General features: G+C 44.9%; 16 protein-coding genes. 10 read left to right on the top strand and 6 right to left on the bottom strand.

Annotated features, from left to right (window positions below; translation table 11 throughout):
* Positions 1 to 96 precede the first annotated feature (96 nt).
* The 4 genes from ACQY73_RS16810 to ACQY73_RS16825 all read right to left on the bottom strand — a co-directional run bounded on the left by ACQY73_RS16810 (position 97) and on the right by ACQY73_RS16825 (position 8627).
* Positions 97 to 2547, bottom strand: a complete 2451-nt coding sequence (locus tag ACQY73_RS16810; RefSeq protein ID WP_428668166.1) for a penicillin acylase family protein — start codon at positions 2545 to 2547, stop codon at positions 97 to 99.
* Between the two features lie 150 nt (positions 2548 to 2697).
* Positions 2698 to 3945, bottom strand: coding sequence for a DEAD/DEAH box helicase (locus ACQY73_RS16815; protein ID WP_428668168.1), 1248 nt, complete (start codon positions 3943 to 3945; stop codon positions 2698 to 2700).
* Between the two features lie 83 nt (positions 3946 to 4028).
* Positions 4029 to 4490, bottom strand: a complete 462-nt coding sequence (gene tnpA / locus ACQY73_RS16820) for an IS200/IS605 family transposase (RefSeq protein WP_428668170.1) — start codon at positions 4488 to 4490, stop codon at positions 4029 to 4031.
* A gap of 294 nt (positions 4491 to 4784) precedes the next feature.
* Positions 4785 to 8627 (bottom strand): PVC-type heme-binding CxxCH protein, encoded by a 3843-nt coding sequence (locus tag ACQY73_RS16825; RefSeq protein WP_428668172.1) that lies wholly within the window; start codon positions 8625 to 8627, stop codon positions 4785 to 4787.
* Positions 8628 to 8908: 281 nt separating this feature from the next.
* Between ACQY73_RS16825 and ACQY73_RS16830 the strand changes: the two genes are divergently transcribed.
* Positions 8909 to 10750 carry a TonB-dependent receptor gene (locus tag ACQY73_RS16830; protein ID WP_428668174.1) on the top strand — a complete coding sequence of 614 codons (1842 nt, stop codon included), beginning with the start codon at positions 8909 to 8911 and terminating at the stop codon, positions 10748 to 10750.
* Between the two features lie 35 nt (positions 10751 to 10785).
* Positions 10786 to 11496 (top strand): TonB-dependent receptor domain-containing protein, encoded by a 711-nt coding sequence (locus ACQY73_RS16835; RefSeq protein ID WP_428668479.1) that lies wholly within the window; start codon positions 10786 to 10788, stop codon positions 11494 to 11496.
* Between the two features lie 104 nt (positions 11497 to 11600).
* Here the strand turns inward: ACQY73_RS16835 and ACQY73_RS16840 are convergent, their stop codons facing one another.
* Entirely contained in the window at positions 11601 to 12671 is a 1071-nt protein-coding gene (locus ACQY73_RS16840; RefSeq protein WP_428668481.1) for a hypothetical protein, read from the bottom strand.
* Between the two features lie 144 nt (positions 12672 to 12815).
* Between ACQY73_RS16840 and ACQY73_RS16845 the strand changes: the two genes are divergently transcribed.
* On the top strand, positions 12816 to 13547 hold the full coding sequence (locus ACQY73_RS16845; protein ID WP_428668176.1) for an outer membrane beta-barrel protein: 732 nt from the start codon (positions 12816 to 12818) through the stop codon (positions 13545 to 13547).
* Between the two features lie 70 nt (positions 13548 to 13617).
* Here the strand turns inward: ACQY73_RS16845 and ACQY73_RS16850 are convergent, their stop codons facing one another.
* The gene (locus tag ACQY73_RS16850; protein WP_428668178.1) at positions 13618 to 15669 is read right to left on the bottom strand and encodes a hypothetical protein; all 2052 of its coding nucleotides are present in this window, start codon (positions 15667 to 15669) and stop codon (positions 13618 to 13620) included.
* Between the two features lie 439 nt (positions 15670 to 16108).
* On the opposite strand from ACQY73_RS16850, the gene ACQY73_RS16855 reads away from it, so the two are divergent.
* The 7 genes from ACQY73_RS16855 (at position 16109) to ACQY73_RS16885 (ending at position 26232) form a co-directional block, all read left to right on the top strand.
* On the top strand, positions 16109 to 17608 hold the full coding sequence (locus ACQY73_RS16855; RefSeq protein WP_428668180.1) for a glycoside hydrolase family 32 protein: 1500 nt from the start codon (positions 16109 to 16111) through the stop codon (positions 17606 to 17608).
* A 144-nt stretch (positions 17609 to 17752) separates the two neighbouring features.
* Positions 17753 to 17941, top strand: coding sequence for a hypothetical protein (locus ACQY73_RS16860; RefSeq protein WP_428668182.1), 189 nt, complete (start codon positions 17753 to 17755; stop codon positions 17939 to 17941).
* A 503-nt stretch (positions 17942 to 18444) separates the two neighbouring features.
* Positions 18445 to 19134 (top strand): RNA polymerase sigma-70 factor, encoded by a 690-nt coding sequence (locus ACQY73_RS16865; RefSeq protein ID WP_428668184.1) that lies wholly within the window; start codon positions 18445 to 18447, stop codon positions 19132 to 19134.
* 66 nt (positions 19135 to 19200) lie between these two features.
* Positions 19201 to 20211, top strand: a complete 1011-nt coding sequence (locus ACQY73_RS16870) for a FecR family protein (protein ID WP_428668186.1) — start codon at positions 19201 to 19203, stop codon at positions 20209 to 20211.
* A 21-nt stretch (positions 20212 to 20232) separates the two neighbouring features.
* Positions 20233 to 23784 carry a SusC/RagA family TonB-linked outer membrane protein gene (locus ACQY73_RS16875; RefSeq protein ID WP_428668188.1) on the top strand — a complete coding sequence of 1184 codons (3552 nt, stop codon included), beginning with the start codon at positions 20233 to 20235 and terminating at the stop codon, positions 23782 to 23784.
* Positions 23785 to 23902: 118 nt separating this feature from the next.
* On the top strand, positions 23903 to 25429 hold the full coding sequence (locus ACQY73_RS16880) for a SusD/RagB family nutrient-binding outer membrane lipoprotein (protein WP_428668190.1): 1527 nt from the start codon (positions 23903 to 23905) through the stop codon (positions 25427 to 25429).
* A 29-nt stretch (positions 25430 to 25458) separates the two neighbouring features.
* On the top strand, positions 25459 to 26232 hold the full coding sequence (locus ACQY73_RS16885; protein ID WP_428668192.1) for an HpcH/HpaI aldolase family protein: 774 nt from the start codon (positions 25459 to 25461) through the stop codon (positions 26230 to 26232).
* Positions 26233 to 26251 lie beyond the last annotated feature (19 nt).

The raw sequence follows: 26251 nt of genomic DNA on the forward strand, positions 1-26251 counted from the left end.
TATTATAATACAATTTGTACTTAGTTTTTTAATGGATTTTACTGAAATACAAATAATTACCGAATTCTAATAGAAATAACCCTCTCAATAAGCTTGCTACTTGCTGATTTTTATCGTTGAAATGATCTTGGGATGGCTTTCATCCTTTGATTTCAGGAAAATAAGTTCGTTCAATTCGCCTTTAGCCCATCCATCAATCATGTTATCGTACAAAGGGCTTCCCGGATTCCCGGACTGACCGCCGGGATATAAACCAAAAGCTTTAGGCCATGTTTTGTCCAATTGCACCACCATTCGCCAAGAAGGTCCGTGCCCGCCCTCGGTGGTTGCGTTGATGATGTTTGCCCCTCCCCCATTGATTACATCCATCCGTGAAAATGATTTAAACAACGGCACAAGGTGCTTGATGTCTGTGCTCTTTGCTTTTCCCCATGCCCACGATTCTTCATTGAGGCGTCCGTGTTTGTCAATGAGAGAATCAATGGTAGCCACAAAGGTAGTCCGCACAATATCTGCGGCATTTTCAATCTTTTTGGGTGTTCTTTTATCGTCAAACCATTTTGAATTTGGTTCTTTTTTAAGCAGTTCCCATGTACGGTCGCGCGTGGGCAGTGCCATGGGGGCTTTTTTGTCATTTGCAGGAAAATCGTCGTCCCAGATTGCCAGGCGGAGTTCTTTTATCCAACGCTCAAAGATCGTTGCACCTACCTGCTCGGGATCATTTTTCATATTCCATTTGGCTAAAATAGGATATGCAGGACTGGCTTTAGAACTTGAGTCTTTTTCCAATATTTTAAGCAGATCAGGCAAAATACGGCGCGCTTCAATGTTAAAATTATCCGTTTGCATCAATCGAAGGCTGTCGATGGTTGCCTGCTTCATGTTTTCCAAACGTTCATTGATGCGAATCCCCCGCTCTCCCGGAGCAAATTTCCACCCCAGATAATAGGGATAGGAAGGGTCAGCAGGAAATTGATTGGCTGAACTGACAAAACCTCGGGAAGGATTTTTGACATGAGGATTTTGTTCAACAGGAATCCATGCTCTCCAATCATGCTCAGGATTTGTACCGTCCAGCACAAACTTACCCTGCTCCTTCCATTTGAGCGGCAAATGCCCCGCCGACGTGATGGCAACGTCATTTTGATTACTGGCAAAAACTACATTGAACGCCGGAGAAGCCAAAAAAGGCATAATAGCCCGGTAATCATCGTAATTTTTTGCCCGATTGATCATGTATAGTGCTTTCAGCGAGTTTCCAAGTGCGACAGGCCCTATCCACGTAAGTGCGTGTGCTACAGGTATATCTCCAAAAAAAGGCGTTTGCCCGTCGCTATACAGGATAGGGCCATGATGTGTATAACGAACGGTATCCGAAACAACCTTCGCCTCACCTTTCACCTTGAATTCATTCACTTTCATGGTCACCGGGCGCCATCCACCGTCGTACTCATATTCTGTTTGAGTTTTGTCTTTGAATTTGATCTGATAAAAATCAAACACATCCGAACCTACATTGGTCATTCCCCAAGCCACATCTTTATTGAACCCAATCCCTACGCCGGGCCAACCGGGTACGCACACACCATATACATTGACCGTAGGAGAAACCAGTTGCATCTGGTACCAAATAGAAGGGAGCGACAGGCCCAAGTGCGGATCGTTGGCCAACAACGGTAATCCCGAAGCCGTGCGTGAACCATGCACCGCCCAGTTATTGGAGCCAATGCCCGGGTTTTCAGCTTCTACGTCCAATTTGGCCGCCACGCTTGCTTTCAACATCTCAGGCACTTTAGGTATAGCCACAGGCGTAAAATCCCACTTGGTTCCTTTTGGAATAATAGGCGATTCTTCAATAGGATAATCCGGGAACAAGTCTTTCATGACCTCTTTGCCATGTTTGGCCAAAGCGTTTGACATCCGATAATCATCAGAACGGGCGTTCATGTCTTTGCGCATGAGCATTTCGACCAATGCCGTTTTTAAAGGCGACCATGCTTCCGGCTTATAGCCAAGGATTTTGAATTCAATGGCCAAATCTTTGTACTCAACCTGCTCAATATACGCATTGATACCCGCAGAATAGGAGTCTGCAATCATCTTGGAAACGGGGTCATGCATAAACGCTTCGGCCAGTTTAGCGGCTCCTTCGGGCAATTGCAGGCGCCGATTATAGCGGTCAAAGTCCAATGCCAGCGGGCCCATTACTTCACTCAAACGCCCCGAAGTAACGCGCGTATAGAAATCCATTTGCCATAGACGGTCGCGGGCAATGATATATCCCTGCGTAAAAAACAAGTCTTCATCGTTTTGCGCAAAAATGTGCGGTACGCCATTGTCATCGTATTTTACAACGACCTCGCCTTTCAAGCCTTTCAGTTTGAGTTCGGAAGCGGTTGCTTTCCGGGGCGCATCCTCATTTTGCCAAAATCCGGTAAAAGGACTGAAAAAAGGGCCTAATGCAGGCGCAGGGCCTAAAGGTAGGTTAAGTAAGTACGTCAGTCCACCGGCTACCAGCAGACTCAACAACGCACGGAGGTACTTCATTTATAAATAAGGTAAAGAGTTAATATGGGTTTTTTAATAAAAAATTGAATTTTAAAGTTGCAATTTAGAAGAAAACTCAATGGATAGCCTGCCGGAAAACAAAATATTCAAGATACGGCACGAAAAATGTACATAGCGCGCTGCAACACCTTACTTTTTCTTGCCTTTTTTCTTTTTCCGTCCTTCTTCCAGTTCTTCTATCTCGCGCAGCAACACTTGCAGATTTCCCGAATTATCGTTGGTAAAATCAATCATACTATCGTATTCAGCTTTAGTGATTTGCAATACATCAATGGGTTTATCAAGGTAAGTTTCGATTTCTTCCAAAATCGGTTTTTCCTCCGGACTGCAAAACGAAACAGCATTTCCTTTTTGAGTACCGCGCCCTGTTCGCCCCACACGGTGAACGTAGTTTTCGGCCTGCTCGGGCAGATCATAATTAATAACGTAATCTACATTGGCAATATCAATCCCTCGAGCACTTATATCGGTTGCTATCAACACTTTAACTTTACCGCTTTTAAAATCATTCAACGCCGATAGGCGATCTTTTTGCTCTTTATCTCCATGAAGTGTTGCGCTTTTTATTTCCATTCTTTCCAACGCATTGAACACTCGTTCGGCCCGCACTTTGGTACGCACAAAGACCATGATTTTACTTTCGGGATGCTCGTTGATGATCCGTTCCAAAAAAAAGCGTTTATCGTCCATTTCTACAAAAGCCACAAAATGGTCGATGTTTTTAGCAACGGGATCTTTGGGGGAAATCTGAATGCGGATGGCTCCGCTGTTGATCAAAGAATAGGCTAACTTTTTGATTTTTTCGTCGATAGTGGCCGAAAAAAACAGGGTTTGTCGCCGACGGGGCAGGTGGCGAAGCAAATCACGAATGTCTTTGATAAAACCCAAATCCAGCATATGATCGGCTTCGTCGAGAATCAGCACTTCAACGCGTTCCAGTTTAAGGTGACCCTGACTGACCAAGTCAAACAAACGCCCGGGCGTTGCCACAACCACATCCACTCCTTTTGCCAATTTTGCAATTTGCGGGTCTTGCGCCACTCCTCCAAACAAACCTAACGTTTCGACCAATGTAAAATGACCAAGGCGGTTAAAAACCTCCGTGATCTGCATGGCCAGTTCATGTGTAGGCACCATAACGATGCATTTTACACCGTCGGGGCGGCGGCTGTTTCGTTTGCGTTCGTTCAGTAAATGGATGATTGGAATAGCAAAGGCAGCTGTTTTTCCAGTGCCTGTCTGCGCAATCGCCAACACATCTTCGCCCTTCAAAATGGAAGGAATTGCTTTAAATTGTATATCAGTGGGGCGTTTAAAACCAAGATTTACTAAACTCTTCTTGATTTCAGGGGCGATGTGATAATCTTCAAACTTCATGCGCTTTGCTCTATTTAAAACGCAAAGGTACGAAGGAGATTGGTCTTTTCGTGAGAAGGGTAATTTACTAAGGCAGCAGTCGTTTAGGCGAACCACTCAAAGAAGTCTTTCTTTCCTATTTCTATTCCAAAATCGTCACATAATTTCAAAAACTCTTCACGAAACGTCTTTTTGCGATGATGCTCTTTTTGATTTAAAATGTATTTACAAACAGCATCAATATGAGAGCGGCTATACGAAAAAGTGCCGTATCCGTTTTGCCAATCGAATTTGGCAGGTGACAGCTCTTCTTTTTTTACAAAATCGTTGGAGGCATTTTTTATTTCTTTGACCAGATCAGCAATAGCCTCGGCCGGTTTTAATCCTACAAAAATGTGAATGTGATCAGGCATTCCGCCAATGGCCAGCAGTTTATGTCCACGTGCCTGTATCACTCCGGTAATGTATTTGTGTAAACGTTCTTCCCAAGAAGGGTGAATTAAAGCAAGACGATTTTTAGGAGAGAATACGAGGTGAATATATAGTTGCGAGAAAACGTCAGCCATGATTTTTTTGAGGTTTAACGAAATTTCGTTTTTACCTCTAACGCACGATTTCTTTAACGGTCACTACTACAAAGGTGGCGCTTCCGCGCGGCGGACCGTTCCGAAGCTTTTTTGATGTATGATTACTATTTCCCTTTTCTACAAAGGTTGCGCTTCTCCGAAGCTTATAGGTTTTGTATTCATTCTGCTTCGGAGAAGCCCAAACCTTTGTAGCGCAATATTTGTAGAAAAATAAAACCCGACAAGCTTCGGAGAAGCGCCACCTTTGTAACCACAGTTATAGATTTGTAACGTTTATTTCTGTGCCTGTTTATTACCGCCCATTGTGCGCATGTATTTGACCAAGTCAAGCACTTCCTGCTCGGTCAATGAATCAAACAATCCTACGGGCATCAACGATGTCGGCATTACCTCGCGCGACTGGATGGCCGATTTGTTGACCACGACCGCATCCTGCCCAACAACACGCATGGTAATCTGACGTTCATTTTCTGAAATTACATTGCCGGAATACGTCCGACCATCGCGGGTCGTAACGACAACCAATTTATAATCTTCCTGAATTTCACCACTGGGATTCAGGACATTAAATAATAAATAATCCAAATTGGCGCGGTTGGAGCCTGTGAGATCCGGACCAATGTTTCCACCTTTTCCGTACATTTTATGGCAACTGCCGCAGGTGCGCTGAAAAATCACTTCGCCTTTGGCTGCATTGGCAGTTGCAACGGCTTTGTCGGTAATCATTCGCTGGTATTTTGAGTACGATTTTTCCAACGACGGTTCCTGCTCAATCGGCCCCCACACTTCAATAAAACCACTTCCCACTACCCGCAATAATTGACGAGCGGCGTATGGCGGCACATCACGTTTCGGAATTGTCTGATTTTTCAGGGCTTGAGTCAATTGCCAACCGTATTTAGGTCGCGAAGAAAGTGTTTGAATTGCCTGCTGCTTTTCGGCGGCATTCAAGTCTTTGTACTTCGAGATCAGCAATTTAGCTAATGGTTCTTTGTCATAATCGGCAATGGCTCGAATCACATCCAATCGCAGTTTAGGCTCATTCAGCAACTCAGGAATCTCATCCACCAGTTCCTCACGTTTACGGGCCGCAATGGCTTGGATGGCCTGTTGGCGTTGAGCCAGTGACGCATTTTTATTTTTCAAGGTGATCAGAGATTTCTGCGTAGCCTCAGTATCACCGAAACGTTGGGCAATTTGGGTGGCAAGTGATGCTGTTTCTCCTTTTTCCAATCTCAACTTCGCGTACACAGCGGCCCAGTTGGCAGGGGCTTTCAGGTCAAATCGCCCTTCTAAGCCATCCCGCATTCCTTCCAATATGCTTACCAAATTTAACGTTGGCAAGGTTCCGGACCTTGCCAACCTTGTGACCACAACTTCAGGAGTATTGGCATCAACTATTCGACGTGCTATGTATTTGGCAATCAACGGAATTTGCGTTTGTGAGGCCAATTCAAGCGCTCGATCAGGGTTGGATTTGATCAATGGCTCCAAACCGATCCAAATCATTTTGGGCAAATTATGATCCTCATTATCTTCGCCGTGTTTGGCAAGATTTTCCACAATTTTCCAAGCTGATTCATTATCAATCCGTTGCATCGCAGAAGTTAAATAGAGTCGCACAATCGGAGATGCATCTTCTTTGGCCATTTTTACAAACATTGTCAATACTTCCGGCGAAGGGGCTTTGTCTTCGCACAACAGTTGAATTGCCCAAGCACGCACGTATTCATCGGTATCGCTCAGTGATTTTTGCAGTTCGTCTGATGTGATAGTTCCCGTAATGTGCCGCGCCCACAATGCCCGAAGTCGGTAATCAGGATTGGAATCAGTCTGAAAAATGGTTTGCAGGTCAGCCATTGCGCTCTTGTCCAACGCGCCTTTCACAGCACGCGATTGAAGTATCACGCGGGCACGACGGGCATGCCAATCACTCGGATTTTTTTGCAATTCGACCAATTGTTTATCCGAAAATTTCGTCAGATCATCAAAACGGCCTTCCCAGTTTTTGGCCAATGATTCTTTAGGCATAATTCTGAAAATACGGCCCGTCTCGCCGTTTATGACTTCTTTACCGCAAATATCAGCGTCGTGCCAATCAAGTACATACAAACCTCCGTCAGGGCCGACTTCCATGCTGAATCCTACCCATTGGGCGTTGTTGGCCGTGAGCAATTCATCGCCGTGTTTGGCCACAAAACCGGAACCTTTTTTTACCAAAATATCCGACAAAACAGCATGTTCATGGATATTGGCCATGAAAATGCGTCCTTTCTGTTCTTGCGGAAATGCGTCGGATTGGTATACCCGCGCCCCCCCGTGTGCTGAGCGGTGGCTGTGGTCGGCAATGGTACGAATATCGCTGTAAATGTACGGATTGAAATGCTGCCCACCCTGACGATGATAAATACCGCCTAAGATAACGTGCCACATGTGAGGAATCACGCAGGCACTGATAAACAGTTGACCTTTAGCATCATAGTCAATTCCCCACGGATTGCTGAAACCGTGTGCCACCACTTCAAATTTATCTTTTGTGGGATGGTACCGCCATACGCCACCGTTGATATCGACCCCTTCTCCCTGCAAAATATCTTCGGGGAATGGGTCTTTATGACGATAAATTTTCCCTTTCCCTTCGGGCTTACGAACCTTGGAAGGAGTGGCAAACCCCTGACAGCCATACAACCACCCGTCAGGCCCCCAATGCAAGCTGTTCAACGTTTCGTGACGGTCACGAATGCCCCAGCCTGTGAGTTTTACTTCAATGTTGTCCATGTCGGCCACATCGTCGTGGTTGCGGTCGGGGACGAAAAGCAAGTTTGGCGGTGCGCCCAAATACAGTCCGTCAAATCCTACGGCCATCGCGGCAGGAAAGGCAATTCCTTCCAAAAACACTTTTTTGGTATCGGCTACGCCGTCATGGTTGGTATCTTCCAAAATCAAAATTCGACTGTTACCCCCATTGGAAAATCCGTGTCCGCGCGATTCATAATCACGGTTTTCAGCAACCCAGAGCCGTCCGCGGTCGTCCCAGCAAAAAGCCATTGGTTGTGTCATCATTGGCTCTGATGCCCATGTGTTCACTTTAAAACCTTCTTTGAGAGTCATGTTGGCAACGGCCTCTTCGGGTGTCAGAAATTTGGCATCACGTCCTTCCTGCTGCGCCACTCCCCACAAGGCGTATTCCATGTTTTGCCCGCTGAATTCACCCCACGTAGCAGACATTTTAACATCATTGAATTCGCCGGTATAGATCACCAATTGGTGCTTGATCACTTCCACTTTCCCCTTTTTGATTTGCCAATCGGCCATGCGCGCCCGCGCCGGTCCGGCTCCCAATTGACCGTCTACGCGCCAGTATTGCGGAAAACCTTTGTTTTCAGGATGGTCAAAAATGGCGATATGAGCCAAATCGTCTCGCCCTTCTACCTGCATTCCAATGTCTACCCACGTAGCGCGCTGCCCTTCGGCTTTTTCGTTCTTTTGACGGGCCGCGTTTATTACTTCTCCCTTGATTCCCTGCTTCCACGGCATTCTGACAAACAGACCGCCATAATCGTATTTACCAATCGTAACATCCGTTTGCGCTTCGCCCGCCCATTCCAGATTGAGGATGTATTTGCCGTCTTTCTCACTCATGGTCCATGTTTGCGTCTCGGTCAATACAGCCGCACCTTTTTCATCCAGCAAATCATAGACCGTTTCCCACTTCACTTCCGCGCCTTTGCTTTTAATGACTTTGGCCGAAACACGCCGCCAATAATCGCCGTCAGGATGGTGAAAATAGTCACGCCCGTTGACGCGCGTATAGCCCCAATAGATACCTGTTTGATGTTTGTGGTGCCCGGGACTGTATTCGGTCAATACTCCTTTGCCATCCGGAGCCATGATAGGATGCAAATAAGGACGAAAATCGGCTTTTGCATTTTGGGTCAGAATTGGCTGTTTTCCGTTAATTCTAAATACTGAAACAGTACCCGCTTTTTCATCTTGTACCAACTTCAACTCTGTCATCTTCAACGGAATTTTGGCAATGGTAAAGTCTTTGGGTTTCAGGGCGACCCACCCAAAAGAGAGCACAAGCAACGATAGTGAAAATGCAAAGGCTTTCATGAATACAGTTTTTTGATTAGCTATTTGTATAAAGCAATGAAGCGCCAAATATTCCTATTGTACAACGTGAATTTTTCGGCTGACGAAATTAATTGGTATGCTTTTTATTGATTTTTTAGGCTGTTATTTTTTAATGTATAAATTGCGGCACCTTAATCCAATATGTTCTTTATCGGCGCTTATCAGTTTGTAAATACAATTATTTATGCACTATAAGAACTTAATGTCGGATTAGTACACAAAGTGATTATGTCGATTATGAAACTCTAAACCTAACCCTCATGAACTTAAAAAATTTCAGGAAGACGTATGTCTTCCTTCTACTGCTTTTTGCTTCTTATTCCACTCTTTTAGGCCAACAGCTTATTGGAAAAATCTACGAAAATCAAACCGGAAAACCCATTCAAGGTGCTCAAATAACTATTGAAGGAGTGGATGGCAGTGCCGTTTCAAACAAAGACGGGCGATTCAGTCTAAAAATCAGTCGTGGAGAATACTTTGTAAAGATTTCCAAAAACGGCTATGTTACCTATAACTCTCTAACCCGATTTGGGGTGGCTGACTACCAACTGAATGTAGCCATGCGGGCATCCAGCGATTTGACCCAGGAAGAAACGGAAGTTGGCACAAGGGATATCAATAACCGAACATATACAGATACACCGGTTGCCATTGACAACATCAAAGTTGAGCAATTTGCCGATGCTTTTGGCCAACTGGATCTGAGTCAATTGCTTCATTTTGTGCTTCCTTCTTTTAATTCCAATCGTCAATCCGGCTCAGATGGTGCAGACCACGTTGACCCTTCGGTGCTTCGTGGATTGGGGCAGGATCAGGTACTTGTTTTGATCAATGGCAAACGAAAACATCAGGCGTCGCTGGTATACCTGTTTGGAACAACGGGCCGAGGCAATACTCCGACCGACCTCAATACGATTCCGGTTGCATCCATTGAACGCGTCGAAGTTTTGAGAGACGGGGCCAGCGCGCAATATGGTTCAGACGCCATTGCAGGTGTCATCAATATTGTATTAAGGTCTGATACGAATGGGTTAAAATTCAATACCAATCACAGTATCTCCAATAATGGTGACGGCGTACTCCAGAATTATAGCCTGCATTATGGAAAAGGCCTCAAAAACGAAGGTTTTTTTGATGTAACCGCCGATTTTTTGGGTCGTGGGAGAATGTATCGCCCGGCCACCATTTATTCAGATGTACCACGCCTCATGTTTGGCGATACAAAAGCGGAGAATTACAGCCTTTATTTTAACACCGAAAGCCCTTTAAGTCGCAAACAAAAAGCCTTTTTTTATGCCTTTGGCGGAGTTCAACTTCGTAATACAGATGCTAATTCATGGACTTACGAGGCCAATAATGAGCGCAATATTAAAGCTATTTATCCCAATGGTTTTGAACCTCATATAGTATCCCAAATTTGGGATGGCACATTTTCGGTCGGACTTAAAACGAAAACCAATAAAAAATGGAATTTTGATCTGAACAATACCTTTGGCCAAAACCAAATGCATTATTCGGTGGCTAATACGTTGAACTCTTCGTTAGGCGCCAAATCTCCCCGTTCCTTCGATGCAGGAGGATTTGGGCTAATGCAAAATGTTACGGGAGTCAACATAACGCGAAAATTCAGAAATGGACTGAAAAATACCAACGTTGCCATTGGAAGTGAATTGAGAGTTGAAAACTATTACATTTTTGCGGGGGAAGAAGGCTCATGGAAAAAATATCCAAATGCGGGCTATCTGCCGGGCGGTGCACAAACATTCCCCGGGTTTAGACCGGAAAATGAACTGAGTACTTTCCGAACCAATTTAGGTGCGTATGCCGACGTTGAGACCGATATCACCCGTTCATTACTTCTGACATTTGCCACGCGATTTGAACGCTACAGCGATTTTGGCAATTCTCTGAACGCAAAAGTATCCTTCCGAGTAAAGCCCAATGAACTGATTGCCTTCAGAGGCTCTGCAAGTACGGGATTCAGAGCGCCTTCTTTGGCCCAATCTCATTTTAGTGCTATCTATAATGACGTAGTGGACGGAATTTCCTTTGAAAAGTTCTGGCCGCCAACAACAGTTCTATCACAAAAGCACTTGGTGTAAAACCACTTACGCAGGAAACGGCCATAAACGCAAGTCTGGGAACTGTTTTTAAGCCCAATACTACGTTTTCCCTGACGGTAGACGGCTATTATGTAGCGGTCAAAAATCGAATTCTTCTTACGGGCGATTTTACCGATGATGATCCCCAAGTTGGTAAATTGCTGAAACCGCTTGAAGTAAAATCGGCATTGTTTTTCACCAACGCGCTCAATACCCAAAGCTACGGTATAGATGTAGTAGGAACCGTTTTTTCAGAAATGGGAGAAAAAGGAAAACTCGAAACCATGTTTTCTTTCAATTACAACAAAATCATGTTGGGTGACATTAACACTACGGCCTCTTTGGTGGGCAAAGAAGAAAATTACTTTTCACAACGTGACCAATCGTATGTCCTGACTTCGGCACCCAATTATAAATTTAACCTGACCTTTGCACTCCAACAACCAAAATTCAACGCGAATCTTCGTTTTATCGGCTTTTCAAAATTGGATATAAAAAGCCACGAACAGGATGCGGACGGCAACTACATTTCAAACATTTATGGCGCAAGAATTATCTCTGATGCGTCCATAGGATTTTTATTACGGAAAGAGATGCGGCTTATTTTTGGCTGTTCCAATCTCTTAAATACCTATCCCAGCAAACACGATCCTTCTTACAGCGAAACGGGCGGAATGTATGAAGGAGTTCAAATGGGATTTGGCGGAAGGTTTTATTTTACCAAACTGAGGGTCAATCTTTTATAATTTCGATATTCTGTGTGGCAATCATTTTTCGTGTGGCTATGTGGCTCCGGTTTTGAGAAAACGGAGCCACATAGCCACACGAAAAAATCACACGTTGCAAAACATTATTGATTTTGCTGCAAAGCCAAATACTCAGCCATTAACGTCCGGCAATGCGCTTCACATTCCCAACGCATTTGAAATAAAGGCGAGACAGCCAATCGGTACAGTAGCGGATTTTCGTAGGCCGTTAGCAAACCCGCAATGAAGAAATAAAAACCTTCAAAATCTTTCGCTTCCACTTTCCGCTTTTCACTTTTTACTTTTACACCTAACCGCATCAATGCTATTTTCAGACAAATCTCATCCATCACGGAGTGTGGTTTTCGCAAAAGATGTTGGGTGTCCGAAATTAGCTTCTCACAAACAGGCTCTAATTCAGGAATTTGAAAAGCGCCCATCAGCCGCGACACGTGGTAAATGATGGGCACCGTTCGCGGATATTGATGCGCACACCTGAAAGGCTCAGTTAAATAGCGATCTGTTTCAATGACCGAACGGATGTAGGCCAAACTATCGGTATCGTGCTGATTCAGTGGTAATTGATATTCATAAATGCAATACAACACATTGGTCAAAACGCAGGCATCAAACTCAATGTACATGTTTTTGCCAAACCACGTCGAATAGGCTTTTAATTCACGATATTCGGGATAAGTGTTTCGAATCCTTTGTTTGGTGCCGTTGGCGTGTAAACTCAGTTTTTCTTTCAGCCAACGTAATTCACCTTGTGTAGGCGACGACGTAAGGTAGATCATGGCCGTATCATCCGTATCGTCCGGAATTCGGAAATGATCGAAGCGACGAAACAAACGACCGTTCGGAAAGTGTTTTGAAGGTGTTGTTTTCCAAAAATTATACGTTTTCAACCCGTCTTTATTCTGAAATTTCGGATAAGTCCGAACGCCCTTTTGCGCAATTTCATCGACCAATTGTTGACTTTTGGACGAAAGCAGCGGTTTAAGTTTTTGCAGGGTAAAGACAATTATGGCCGTAAAAAACACGGTCGTATCAGGACGCTCGTAGCCAATCAGTCGATTAATACGCTGCGCCGGGAATAACCCCTCGTCGAAATACGTCTCTCCTTTCGATTGTAATTCAGCAATTCGTTCTATACAGTCGTCCAATAAATCCATGTTGAAAAATTCAAGGTGCGAATATCGTAAAATCATTTCTTTTCCAAGAAAACGGAACATAGTCTAGCTGAAAATCAACGCATTAAAAATTTGGCACGAAGTTTGTTAACAACTTTCTATATCAACCTTAATCCGTAAGTTGTTATGAAAAAAATATATACTCTTGTCATAGGTTTACTTGCTACAGGCATGAGTTTTGCCCAGCAAAGTTTTATTTTATCGCACATTGACCACCGTGGTTTTGTGAATATTTCAGGTGGCGTAAGCATTCCTGTTAAATCATTAATGCAGGGAGACCCAACCGCCCCTTCTGACATCACCGCTTTGCGAGGCACTTCCATGCAAATATCCGGCGGGTATCGCCTCACGCGCAGAGTGGGAGTTATGGGATCATTTACCAATTGCCTCAATGCGACAGGTACTCAAAAACTTGTTTCAAACATACAGATAAGCCATCCGGGCGGCAATTGGGCCTCAACGGGCGGCACATGGAACTGTTCACATTTTGTGGCAGGCCCGTACATAACTTTCAAAGCAGGCATTTGGATGTTTGACGCTCGCGTTACGGGCGGTTATTCATGGATCCAGCGGCCTACTACTGAACTGAAAGGGAATTTCTATGATGTTCCGCTTTCCATCAAAACAACGCAAAGCCGCAACGGCTCGTTTACTGTTGGTAGCGGTGCAAGTGTTCGGTGTAAGATCACCCGTAATTTTGCCCTTGCCCTCCATGCTGATTATGTAAGCACCAAAGCTTCTTTCAACGACCTAACGAGCACATTGACCATTGGAAAAGATCAAGGTGACGAAAGAATCCGCGAAGTACACCCAATCGGCTCACTGAACCTGACCGGTGGCTTGAGTTTATTATTTTAAGATTCCCATCGTTCATTTATAAAAAGTGAGGGCTGCAAAAGATTTTGCGGCCCTCACTTTTCTTGCGCTGCTAACGACTGATGGTACATTTCACAAACGAACTCGGTTGCCAGCCTTTTTTCCAACCCGGTGCGGTAAACGCTTTGCGACCTGACTTTAATAATCCTTCCGAAGCAGCCTGTACGGGCAAGTATCTCTGCGTCAGGTCACTGCTTGAAGTATCTTTCAGTTTCATCTCGACGTTGGTCCAGTTGAATTCTACAAAATTCAGGAATTGCTGCACCGTTGTTCGCAACGTTGGGTCTTCATCATAGCGGAAAGCCGTTACGTAGACAGATGCGCCATTGGATGACTCAACACTCGTGTTTGTTTGGATAAAATTATTGCCCGAGAAGCTTTTAAATTCATACCGCTCGCCCGTCGAAACTTTATTGGCATCGGCAACATTTTGCCGGTTAATATACCAGTTAAAATTCCAGAGAATATTGGTCGCTTTACAGGATTCCACAATGAAACCATTGTAGAGCGGAGCGTCATTTTTAAACTTATTTTCCCGACTTTCAAACGTTACCTGCGTTCCTGCTTCCTGTGTGATGGCTCCGATCTTGCAGTTCCCCATCGCAAACGTTACGCCCGCGCCTTTGGCTATATGCAGTTTGTCAATGGTCAAATCGGAACCCAAAGGTTGTACATAATATTTCTTGTTGGGTATCCTGCATATAAATGTACCGATGCGATGGCGTCCGTCGGGCACATCGGAATAATTAAAGTAGTAACCATCACCGTAAAGTTTAAGGCGCACGTCGGTTTCCACTTCGTCAAATATCGCACCCGTAATGGCCTTGTTAAGCCACAAAACCGTCATTTCATTCATCATCGACTCATTCATAAATGCGGAATTAGTATTTCTGACGAGCATTTTCTTTACTCGAAAACTGCTTTTCGGACTTCGATACGACGTCCAGGTATGCTTTGAACCTACCCATGAAAGGCTTTTTTGAAGCATATTTGGGTAAGCAGCGGCATCGGCTACGCCCGGTTTTCGCAACACGCCTTCCATGACATAATTATCTATGCGGACATTATTGATGGCTTGCGTATACAACACAATGGCACATGGATATTTGGCATACAGGTTTTTAACATACAAACTATCCTTGCGCTTATGGACCGTTGGATCTACTTGGTTCTCAAACGTGAACGTATAAAAAGGCTTTTCGATGGGCGCATCGCCCCACGCTTCATTGTCCTGCTGCGCGTACAAAGAGTCAATGATAACGGCCCGGTGAGCGCCCCGCACGTTGACACCCCACACCGCAAAATCATCTTTTTGCAGGTTCAAACAATTAAAGCCATTCACTTCCCGGAATGCCTTTACCCGAATACGGTCGTAGCCATTGTCACGTTCCTGGTCGCGGGTAAGGATATTTATCGCACACATCGGCATATTTCGAAAGGTGATTGAGCCCATCGTTAAGCGCGATTTTGAGTTGTTGGAAGGTGCCATGATCTGTAAAAACGCCTCACCGCCTTCACTCATAGGATTGGAGATTTTGAGATTAGGGGTATTACCGTCAAGCGTCAATGAGCCGGCAAATGTCAGTTCCGGAATATTTTCGAGTTGAATCACTTTCACTTTTGTCAGCCCTTTTTGAGCCTGTAACACGGTATTTTGAAAGTAAAAACTCACTCTTTTAGGATTGACCAGTTGCTTGGGAGTAATACTGACGGGGCCGACAGAATACGTTTTTGCCGCAAAATTTACACGGTCACATACCAACAGTGCCTGTAATAACGCTTCATTGATCGTTTCCGATGAGTTATTGATAAACCAGTCGATGTTTACGCCATTTTCATACTCAAATTCGCGTTTAAATCGACCTTTGATGGCTCGGTTAGTACTTTCGAGTATTGTGCCGCCGTTGGCAATGGATTCAGTATCAGCAGCATCGTATTTCCAATCGCCCTGCTTGCCGGCGTCGCTCACGCGGTATATTTTTTGAGGCGATGGATTTTTCAACGTCATCAAACCACGCAAAGTGGTAGATTCAACCTGTGCCTCTGTACAATACGGAAGTATTAAAAATACGATACTGAGAATATAAAGGGATGATTTCCTCATGTGTGTACGGTTACTTGTGTTTATTAACTCCAAAGCGCCTCTAAATCGTCTATTTCAATCATAAAACCTTAGGCATTGGGGTTTGAGAACCCCAAGCGTCGGTTATCAGTAACCGACTGCACCGTGGCGTGGCTTTGCCTTTTTGGTCTTAGGAGGGGTTTTTCACCTGCAATGACTCAAATTCTTAGGCTTCGGAGAACCCCATTGTTAATTTGTGGTTGGGCTTCTCCGAAGCCTTGTAACCGGGTGATAAACTTCTACAAAGGTAAAGCTTCTCCGAAGCAGTTTCTTAGCTTGATGGCTATGGTGAAAAACACCTGCAATGCTGACGTTGATCGCGTCAGCACCTTTTTTTGTGCATTCATGTCAGGCCAATTTTTACTGCACTCATCTTTAGTAAAAAAGGGTAATTTTGACAGTTCTCTAATGACATATATAAATGAAAAAAACAGCGCTCTTTTGGTTTTTCATCATCCGTTCTTTGATTGGCTTTTCCCAAAGCGTTCCGCAGGACTATCGCCCTCAATTCCATTATACCGCCCCCAAAAATTGGGTCAACGATCCAAATGGAATGGTATATCTTGACGGCGAATACCATTTATTTTATCAATATAATCCTTTCGGTAATGTATGGGGACACATGAGTTGGGGTCATGCCGTCAGTAAAGACCTTCAACACTGGGAAACATTACCGCCGGCATTGCCTGAATTTGACAATCCTGACGGAACGCAAACCATGATTTTCTCAGGCTGTGCCGTTATCGACAGCATGAATACGTCCGGCTTTTTCGAAAAAGGTTTCACCAAAGGAATGGTAGCCATTTTTACTTCACACATTGAAGGAAAAGCCCAGCATCAAAGTATCGCATATAGTATTGATAAAGGAAGAACCTGGAAACGGTATGATAAGAACCCGGTGCTGGATTTGGGCATGAAAGATTTCCGCGACCCCAGTGTAATATGGTATCCCGAAAAACAAGCCTGGATCATGACCGTCGTCAAACCGCTCGAATATATGGCTCAATTCTATGAATCCAAAGACCTGAAAAAATGGACATTATTGAGCGAATTTGGCAAACAGGGCGACATGACAAAAATCTGGGAATGTCCGTCATTGACCAAAATACCCATTGAAGGAACAAAAGAATTCAAATGGGTTTTGATGGTTTCAAGCGGGCACCGTCAAAAGAATTACTTGGCAATGCAGTATTTCGTAGGCGATTTTGACGGTAAAACATTTACGTCACAGAAGCAAAATGAGATATTGTACGTAGATGAAGGTAAAGATTTCTACGCAGCCATTCCGTTCAACAATTTACCCAAATCACACACCAAACCCATTATGATCGGTTGGATAAACGATTGGGAATACGCCCGCGAAATTCCTACGGGCGATACATGGCGCGGTGGATTTTCGGTACCTCGTGAGTTATCATTGAAAAAAACGGCCAATGGATTGCGGCTTGTGCAACATCCTGTTATGGCTCTTAAAAAGTTGGCATTCAGCGTTAAAAACAAAGTTATCAACAAAGCGTACGAAGTGCCGTTCAAAGGCGAAGTATTTGATTTGGCATTGGAAATTCAACCCCAACAGGCCAAGGCTGTTACGCTCAATATATTTCAAAGTAAAGACGAAGCTACCGTGATTCGTTACGATGTGTTCACGCAGGAATTGTCTCTTGATCGAACGCATTCGGGACAAGTGAATTTTCACCCAAGGTTTTCAAGCATTGAGCGTGTAAAAGTACCGTTGAAAGATGGAAAGCTCAGTTTAAGGCTCTTGGCTGATAAATCTATCGTGGAGTTATTTGCACAGGATGGCGAACAAGTCTTGACCGATTGGGTTTTCCCAACTAAGCATGAAGGCGGAATCACTATTACGTCGGAAGGCGGAAATGTAAAACTGAATAATCTTTCCATTCACACTTTACCTCAATGATTTACATAGACAGTTATTGAGGCATTTTTTCTACATAATTCAGCGCAAGCAGCCTTTCATGAGCACCTAAACAATTTCGAACGCCTTTTTAGCTGTGGAACAGAATTTTAGACAGTAATCTTCATCACGAATCACTTAAATATCATGATCAAGGTCGCATCATTAATTCTGTTGGTTATCGGTGCAGTGGCACTTATTTTAGGAGTTTTGGGCATATTCGGAAAAGACCTGGTAAGTGTCAATTCCTATGCGCTTACCATTATAGGGCTCGTGTTTTTTCTTTCCGGTACTTCCATGCTGAAGCAACGAAAAGATACCGACGAAACCCGTTGATAAGATTCTTCATACGTAATAAAAAATAACGTCGGCGAACGAACATCGGCGAGGTTTAGAACGGAGACGCCCAGTCCTCGCCGACGTTTTATTACCCTCCGGTTCTACCATTTCCACCACGTAAAGTGCACCGTCCATTGCCACAATAAGCGTTACGGCACTGAGCAGCCTCTTCTCCCCTAACTGTTCATAATTTCCGTCTTTGTCGGTTTTGAAAAGCGTTCCATCGCTTTCTACAATCCAAAGAAATACTCAATCTGCTACCATGGCGGTTGTTTCTTCCAATCGCCAGCTTTGCCTACCTGCTGCCAGCGAAGTGACCTCATACATAGGCTATAGCGCCACATTTAACCGTATTTTAATAAAAGAGATATTTTTCCATTAAATTAGTAACATTCAAAAAAATAAAAATATTTTCATATTTCTGTAAGGAGTTTTTTGTACCCAACTTGTCTTAGTAAAAGGGATATAATTTCTTCAAAAAACGACCCTCAGGCAGAAAGATGGAGAAGGCTTACAATGAAAATATGGGAGACGACCAAAAATCATTTGGCAATCCTTCCATTCCGTTTAACACGGCGGCGCAAGTACCCAAGGCTCCTTTTGAATTGGATGATGAATTATTTATCCGAAAAACCCTGGAAACCAATCTTCGTCTTGGGGTGGAGCTACTCTATAAAAGATACTACCAACCCATGTGTACGCACGCGGTAAAGTTTGTCGGCTCGCGCGAAATCGCGGAAGACTTGGTATCGGAGATATTTTTTCAGTTTTATACCAATCAAACCTTTTCTGAGATCGATTCCTCGTATCGTCTGTATTTGTTTCGTACGGTCCGAAATCGGGCGTATAATTACCTCCGTTGGGATTTGAGCCGCAAGGCCGATCTGACAGAAGCTTGCCAAAAGCCCATTTTGGACGAACAACAACCCGACCAAATCAGTCAATTTGAGGAATTATACCACGACTTGGAAGAGGCAGTCAATAAATTACCCATCGAACGGCGACGCATTTACCTTATGCAAAAATTTGAAGGTAAAAAGTACCGGGAAATTGCCGTCGAACTCAATCTATCGGTCAAAACCGTAGATGTGCAACTCAACCGAGCCAACCAGTACATTCGAAACCTTCTGAAAGATAAGTGGCTGCTGTCAGCCTCACTCTTCCTTATCGGTCTTTTTGCGCCATTTTAAACGCTAAACCCATCGCCTTTAAGGAATTTACTAAATGATTCTTATCTCTCAAAAAAGACAGCACCAATGAACGCAGAAATAAACAAAGAATTCATATTCAACTACTTATCCGGCAAAACTTCGGCTTTACAAAAACAGACGGTAGATGAATGGATCAAGAATCCCGACAATGAGGAGCTTTTTTACAAGTGGTTGGTTGAATACGAATACCGACATCCACAGTATTTGACCGACCTACCCGAAGCCGTCGAGCGTTTTCATACGTACGCTGACCAATTTGATACTAATCCAACGTTTACCTTTCCGGCCGCAGAAGCACCCCTCTCCGCCCGACGTCATCTTGGCATGTGGATGATGGCAGCATCGCTTATAGCGGGTTTGGTGTTTGGCGGTTGGTTTTTCAGAAATGATTTTATTTATCAAACCCATACCACGGCCTTTGGTGAAACCCGATCCCTTCAACTCAGCGACAATACAAAAGTGATCCTGAATGCCAATTCTTCTCTGCGGGTGCCGCGTTTTGGCTTTGGCTCTACCTCCCGCGAAGTATTATTGACGGGCGAAGCCAACTTTGCCGTGACGCATACGCCTAGTCATCAGAAGTTTATCGTAAAAACTGATAAGGGATTTGAAGTGGTCGTACTCGGAACTGAGTTTACGGTTTATTCCCGTCAGCAAACGGCAAAAGTAGTTTTGAACAAAGGGAAAGTTCAACTGCGCTACCGCGAAGGCGAAACCCAAAAACAGGTAATGATGAAACCGGGTGACTTGGTAACGCTCGACCAAGGCAATCATCTGAACCGGGAAGTGACCAAACAACCGGAAAAATACGCGGCTTGGAAAGATCACCGCTTTGTATTTGATGATACAACCTTAGAAGAATTTGCAAAGATCATGGATGAAAACTACGGCATTCAGGTCATTATTAAAGACGAAAATCTCTCTAAACGTACCCTTGTAGGCTCTTTCCGCGCCGAAAATGCGGAAGAATTGCTCGGAATAATCTCCGAGATTTTCAATATCAAAATCGTAAAAACGGGTAATGCCGTGATTCTTTCTGACAATCAATATCAATAGCCGCTAAACCAGTCTCCTACTATGAAGAAAAGCTTACAAAAATCCTGTTGGATGGGCGTCATGCTCTTCGCCTTATTGCTTTGCGGACAGCCAAGTTGGTCGCAAACCTTCGCAAGGGCTCACAAAATGCCTCAAAAATCGGAGGCCGCCGCTCCGACTCAATTGAAATTAAGAGATGTGTTGAAAGACCTCAAAAGTCGCTATCAGGTAGATATTCTGTTTGAAGGAGGTTTGGTCGAAGACATTACAGTTTCTTCGGAGCTGGTCAATCTTAACGCCAATTTGGAACAAAACCTGGATCGTATCCTGCGGACATCGGGCTTGAGTTACAAAAAGGTCAAAAATGGTTCTTACCTCATTTTGGAAACCAAAAAAGCTCCTAAAACGGCGGAAGCTGAGGCCCGATTTCAGGAAAGTGTCAGCCCCGAACAGCCCGCCGAAAAATCCTTGACAAGCGAAACTTCTATTACGAAGAACTTGGAAAAAGCGGCGGTAATGGCACAACTCATCAAAGGAAAAGTAACCGATGAAAAAGGCGCCGGCCTACCCGGCGTAAGTGTGTTGGTCAAAGGCTCACAGCGAGGCACCACCACCAATTCCGAGGGAGTTTATCAATTGGACGTCCCTGAAACTTCTTCCGTACTCGTATTCAGCTATGTAGGCTATGAAAGCAAAGAAATTGCCGTTGGCAACCAAACTACTATTTCTATTTCTTTGGCTCCCGAAAGTAAATCGTTGGGTGAAGTAGTGGTAACGGCTTTGGGTATCAAAAAACAAGCCAAAAGTATAGGTTACGCCACTGCCACTGTGGGGACAGAGGAAATTACGGTAAACCGTACGGCCAACTTCATGAATGCCTTGCAGGGAAAAATGGCGGGGGTGAATATCACTTCGTTGGGTTCAGGTCCGGCAGGAACCAGTAAGATCCGTATTCGCGGTCAGTCGTCTTTTGGAGGCAACAACTCTCCTTTGATCGTGGTAAACGGCGTGCCAATTGACAATACCAACAACGGCGCACGCGGCGATGTATCGGAAAAAGGAAGCAACCGCACCTCTGACGGCGGCGACGGTTTGAGCAGCATCAACCCCGACGACATTGAAGCCATGACGGTTTTGAAAGGAGCGGCCGCATCGGCGCTGTACGGATCGCGCGCCAAAGACGGGGTTATCATGATCACGACCAAAACGCGCGGTACAGGTTCGGGAATTTCGTTGAGTTACAATTCCAATTTTACTTCTGAAACACCTTTGGATTATACGGATTATCAATACGAATACGGACAGGGCGAGAATGGGGTTCGTCCAACGGCTCCTTTTCCAACGTCGGGACAGTGGAGTTTTGGGGAGAAATTTCAACCCGGCATGACCCAGATTCTGTTTGATGGCGTGGAAGTACCTTATGTGCCTCAACGCAACCAGATCAGTCAGTTTTACCAAAAAGGCTACACATGGACCAACACCATGACGCTTTCTTCAGGCAATGATAATGGTGGTTTCAGCCTTTCCGTTTCCAATTTGGACAACCGAACCATTCTGCGCAACTCAGGCTATCATCGCCGAACCATCAACTTAGGTTTTACCCAAACGTTGAAAAAACTGACGGTTTCGGGCAACGTTAATTATTCCAACGAATACCGCAAAAATCCGCCGAACATCGCCGAGCAGGATTACAGTCCGGTCATTATCTACAATATGGCTAATTCTATGCCGCTGGATCTGTTGGAAAAGTACTCTACGGATGCCAACGGAAACGAAGTGGTTTGGTCGCGCTTTACCAACCGCACAAACCCCTATTTTGCCCTTAAACGGTTTGATAATATTCACAATGACCGTATTTTCGGTAACCTGACCGCTCGCTACAATTTTACCAATTGGCTGTTTTTACAAGGCAGAGTTGGTCAGGATTATTATTCTCGCGAGCAGGATTATAACTTACCCACAGGTACTCAACGGCAACCTGCCGCACCGGCCGGCTTTGTGAATGGTCAATACGTACAGGATGACCGCAATGTGCGCGAATTGAATGCTGATTTTCTCTTGGGAGCCAACAAAACATTTGGGGTTATCGGAATGAATGCCAACGTAGGTGGAAACCGAATGTACCGCCGCATCAGCCGCCACAATGTGTTTGTACAGGATTTTTACACCAGAGATCTTTATACCATTGGAAACGGTCGCGCAAAAGATGCAACATACGACTTCTCCGAACGTCAGGTAAATTCACTATATGCCTCGGCAGAAGTTTCGTTCAAAGATTATATTTTCTTAAACGGAACTGTCCGCAACGACTGGTTCTCCACCTTATCTCCTGCGAACCGCAGCATTTTATATCCTTCCATTACTGCCAGTTTTGTCTTTTCACAGGCATTTGCCACTTCTTTACCCACGTGGATCACCTTTGGCAAAATCAGAGCGGCGTATGCAGAAGTGGGAAGCGATACCGACGTGTCGCCTTATGCCAATAACCTTTTCTATGGTATTAATTCGCAGCAGTTTCCTTCTCCAAGCGGTGTTTCGCAGCCATTGGCAACCATCAGCGGTTCTACGGTCCCCAATGCCAATTTACGTCCGATGCGGGTTTCAGAAAAAGAGATCGGCTTGGAGTTGAAGTTGTTCAATAACAGAGTGGGACTGGATTTGACGTATTATGACAAATTATCGTCTGACCAAATCCTTCGTGCTCAAACATCTGATGCGGGCGGTTACCTTACGCAACTGATCAATGTGGGTCAAAGTAGAAATCACGGATTGGAAATGTTAGTCAATTTAACTCCCATCAAAACCAATGATTTTACTTGGAATGCCATCTTTAACGCTGCCTACAACAAAACCAAAGTACTTGATCTGGGTGCAGGTGCCAGCGATAACATGATAACGGTCGGCACCGGTGATTTTACCGGTGAACTTCGTCAGGTAGTGGGATTACCAATGGGCCAACTGTACGGATTTGGTTACCTGCGCGATGCCCAGGGCCGACAGGTGTTTGACGCCGGCAATGGTCGCCCTTTACGTACCGCTACGCAAATTCCTTTTGGCAGCGCGGTGCCGGTTTGGGTTGGCGGTATCACCAACAGTTTTACCTATAAAGGCATTAATTTATCATTCCTGATCGACTTCAAACTGGGTCACAAAATGATCTCAGGAACCAATCACAATGCGTATCGTGAAGGCCTGAGCAAAGAAACATTGCCCGGACGGGCTGAAGGTTTTGTGATTGGTGACGGTGTGAACCCTAACGGCGAGATCAATAAAACCAAATCCGGCGTACAGGCTTATTATGAAACGGTACGTTCGCAAAACATTGCCGAAGAGTTTGTTTACAATGCAGGCCTCTGGCAATTGCGTCAAATCACGATCGGCTACGATTTTACGAAGTTTTTGTCTCCATCCGCTCGTTTCATCAAAGGCGTTCGCTTAAATGCGGTCGCCAACAATGTGGCTGTTATCAAAAAATGGGTTCCCAATATTCACCCCGAGCAGTTCGGTTTTCCATCGGACAACCTCATCGGTCTGGAAGCTACGGGATTGCCCATTACGCGTAATATCGGATTTAATCTGAATGTTAAATTTTAACCCCACCCCTGGCCCCTCCCCATTGAGGGAGGGGAAAAACAGCTCCCTTTCCCTTACCGGGGAAAGGGTTGGAAATAGGGGTTTAAAAAACCAAAGTCATTCAAAACAGAAAAACAACATGAAGAAAATACTTAAATTCAGTTTAGTCTTACTTGCTCTCGGGGGATTGGCAGGCTGCGATAAAGGATTTGATGAAATGAACGTCAATCCTGTAGCCTTGACGGCCGTTGATCCTGCCTATCAACTCAATACCGCGATTGTCAATACGGCACCCGCCTATGGCAATTTGAGCTACGAAACAACCATCGTAAAGCAAATGATCACGCCTTTCAGCGGACAGGGTTCGGCGGCTAATTTCAACCAAGATAACCGGGCAGTAGCGGCCGGTAACTGGAACAACTTTTATCAATCGAACATCAAGGAACTGACCGATGTTTTGGCCAAAACCAAAGACCTGCCTGCTCGTTCCAATCTCTACAACATGGCCAGAATATGGCGCTCCTATTCCTTTATGATTCTGACCGATACGTATGGAGATATTCCTTATACACAGGCGGGCAAGAACTATTTGGAAGGAATTTCAACGCCTGTTTATGATACCCAGGAATCTGTCTACACAGCTATTCTGAGCGAAATTGACGCTGCCTCAGCCGCGTTAGATGCGTCTAAAGCCAAAGTAGCCAGTGACTTATTATACGATGGGGACGTCGCTAAATGGAAACGTCTGGGCTATTCACTGCTGTTAAGGGGAGGAATGCGCCTTTCCAAAGTCAACCCAACCAAAGCCGCTGAATACGTAGCCAAAGCCGTGGCAGGAGGTGTGATGCAATCCAATGCCGACAATGCCATTATTCGCCATAATGCCAGTTTTACCAATCCCATCGGTTCTCAGCTAAACGGCGGGCAATCGGCTTTCTTCTACTTAGCCGAAGATTTTGTTGATTATTTAAGCAAAAACAATGACCCTCGTTTGGCTTCTATTTCTGTTCGTTACGTGGGCGCCACGAGCGGTGCCCAACAAGTAGAGGCAAGAGCTAACCGCACCCCGGCCTCTCAGATCGGTGCACCTTTGGGGTATGACAATACGACCATCAGCACGGCAGTAGCGGCTAAAAAATTGGCCAGTTTATGGGATTACAGCCAACTCGACCGTACCCGCATGGGTGGCCTTACTGCCCCCAGTTTTTTGGTCACGTATGCCGAAACGCAGCTCTTACTGGCCGAGGCCGCATTTCGTAAATGGACCACGGGCGACGCCGCAACATTATACTCCAACGGCATAAGAGCACACATGCAGCAATTGGCAAGCTACGGCACGAGTACAGCTGTTGCCGATGCAGCCATTACTGCTTACGTACAAGCTAATCCTTTAACAGCCGGAAAAGAATTGGAACAAATCAATACACAGTATTGGGTAGCCTCCTTTCTAAATGGCCCTGAATCCTGGGCCAATTTCCGCCGGAGCGGCTACCCTGTTTTGACGCCTAATCCTTTTCCGGGCAGCGATCTTAAAACGGAGCCGTTTATTCGTCGTCTGACTTATACAGATGCGGAGCTAAATGTAAACAAAGCCAATGTACAACAAGCCATTACGCGTCAGGGACCTAATGTTTTAGATACCAGAATTTGGTGGGATAAGAAGTAAAATCGATTAACCCACCTCTTTCTCTTACTATGAAAAATCTAAAAAAACGTCTCCAACAGGGAGAAACCCTCAACGGGTGTTGGTTAAACTTGGGTAGCCCCCTCACGGCCGAGATCGTAGGTCTGTCAGGATTCGATTGGGTACTGATAGACCTCGAACACGGGGCCGGAACAGAGAAAGAAGTTTTGGCTCAATTACAGGCCTTGGAAAGTACGCCTACCGCCGCCTTTGTACGGGTTGAAAGCAGTGATTCGCCCCGCATTTCACGCGTGCTGGACATGGGTGCCGACGGCATAATGTGTCCAAAAGTAAACGATGCCGCAGAAGCCAAAAAAGTGATCAATGGCCTGCATTACCCTCCTTTTGGCAATCGGGGCGTTGCAAAAATGGTACGGGCTACAGCTTTTGGGCAAAATTTTCAGGCGTATTATGATTCGTCAAGAGAGAATCTGCTGGGAATCATTCAAATAGAAACCGCCGAAGCCCTTAACCATTTGGACGAAATTGCCGCTTTGGAAGGCGTGGATGTTCTTTTTATCGGGCCCGCTGACCTTTCGATGGAGCTTGGCATTTTCGGACAATTTGACAATCCTGTTTTTCTGGACGCTTTGGAAAAAATAAATCAAGCCGCTCGAAAAGCAGGAAAAGCCACCGGTATTTTGTTTTTCAATCCCGACGATTACAAAAAATACCACGACATGGGCATTCGATTTATCGCCTGCGGTGCTGATGCTACGTTTGTGGCCGATGGAGCGCGTAACATGGCTAAACGATTGGATGCTATTAGAGCAGCGTATATGTAAGCGAGACGTTCTTTGTGCC

This window comes from Runella sp., assembly GCF_965279615.1.
Lineage (GTDB): Bacteria > Bacteroidota > Bacteroidia > Cytophagales > Spirosomataceae > Runella.

Bases quoted from the DNA above. Each gene is read 5' to 3' on its own strand.
- ACQY73_RS16815 (WP_428668168.1), bottom strand. From the start codon at position 3,945: ATGAAGTTTGAAGATTATCACATCGCCCCTGAAATCAAGAAGAGTTTA.
- ACQY73_RS16855 (WP_428668180.1), top strand. From the start codon at position 16,109: ATGAAAAAAACAGCGCTCTTTTGGTTTTTCATCATCCGTTCTTTGATT.
- ACQY73_RS16865 (WP_428668184.1), top strand. From the start codon at position 18,445: ATGGAGAAGGCTTACAATGAAAATATGGGAGACGACCAAAAATCATTT.
- tnpA (WP_428668170.1), bottom strand. From the start codon at position 4,490: ATGGCTGACGTTTTCTCGCAACTATATATTCACCTCGTATTCTCTCCT.
- ACQY73_RS16810 (WP_428668166.1), bottom strand. From the start codon at position 2,547: ATGAAGTACCTCCGTGCGTTGTTGAGTCTGCTGGTAGCCGGTGGACTG.
- ACQY73_RS16875 (WP_428668188.1), top strand. From the start codon at position 20,233: ATGAAGAAAAGCTTACAAAAATCCTGTTGGATGGGCGTCATGCTCTTC.
- ACQY73_RS16830 (WP_428668174.1), top strand. From the start codon at position 8,909: ATGAACTTAAAAAATTTCAGGAAGACGTATGTCTTCCTTCTACTGCTT.
- ACQY73_RS16825 (WP_428668172.1), bottom strand. From the start codon at position 8,627: ATGAAAGCCTTTGCATTTTCACTATCGTTGCTTGTGCTCTCTTTTGGG.
- ACQY73_RS16880 (WP_428668190.1), top strand. From the start codon at position 23,903: ATGAAGAAAATACTTAAATTCAGTTTAGTCTTACTTGCTCTCGGGGGA.
- ACQY73_RS16845 (WP_428668176.1), top strand. From the start codon at position 12,816: ATGAAAAAAATATATACTCTTGTCATAGGTTTACTTGCTACAGGCATG.
- ACQY73_RS16870 (WP_428668186.1), top strand. From the start codon at position 19,201: ATGAACGCAGAAATAAACAAAGAATTCATATTCAACTACTTATCCGGC.
- ACQY73_RS16840 (WP_428668481.1), bottom strand. From the start codon at position 12,671: ATGGATTTATTGGACGACTGTATAGAACGAATTGCTGAATTACAATCG.
- ACQY73_RS16860 (WP_428668182.1), top strand. From the start codon at position 17,753: ATGATCAAGGTCGCATCATTAATTCTGTTGGTTATCGGTGCAGTGGCA.
- ACQY73_RS16850 (WP_428668178.1), bottom strand. From the start codon at position 15,669: ATGAGGAAATCATCCCTTTATATTCTCAGTATCGTATTTTTAATACTT.
- ACQY73_RS16885 (WP_428668192.1), top strand. From the start codon at position 25,459: ATGAAAAATCTAAAAAAACGTCTCCAACAGGGAGAAACCCTCAACGGG.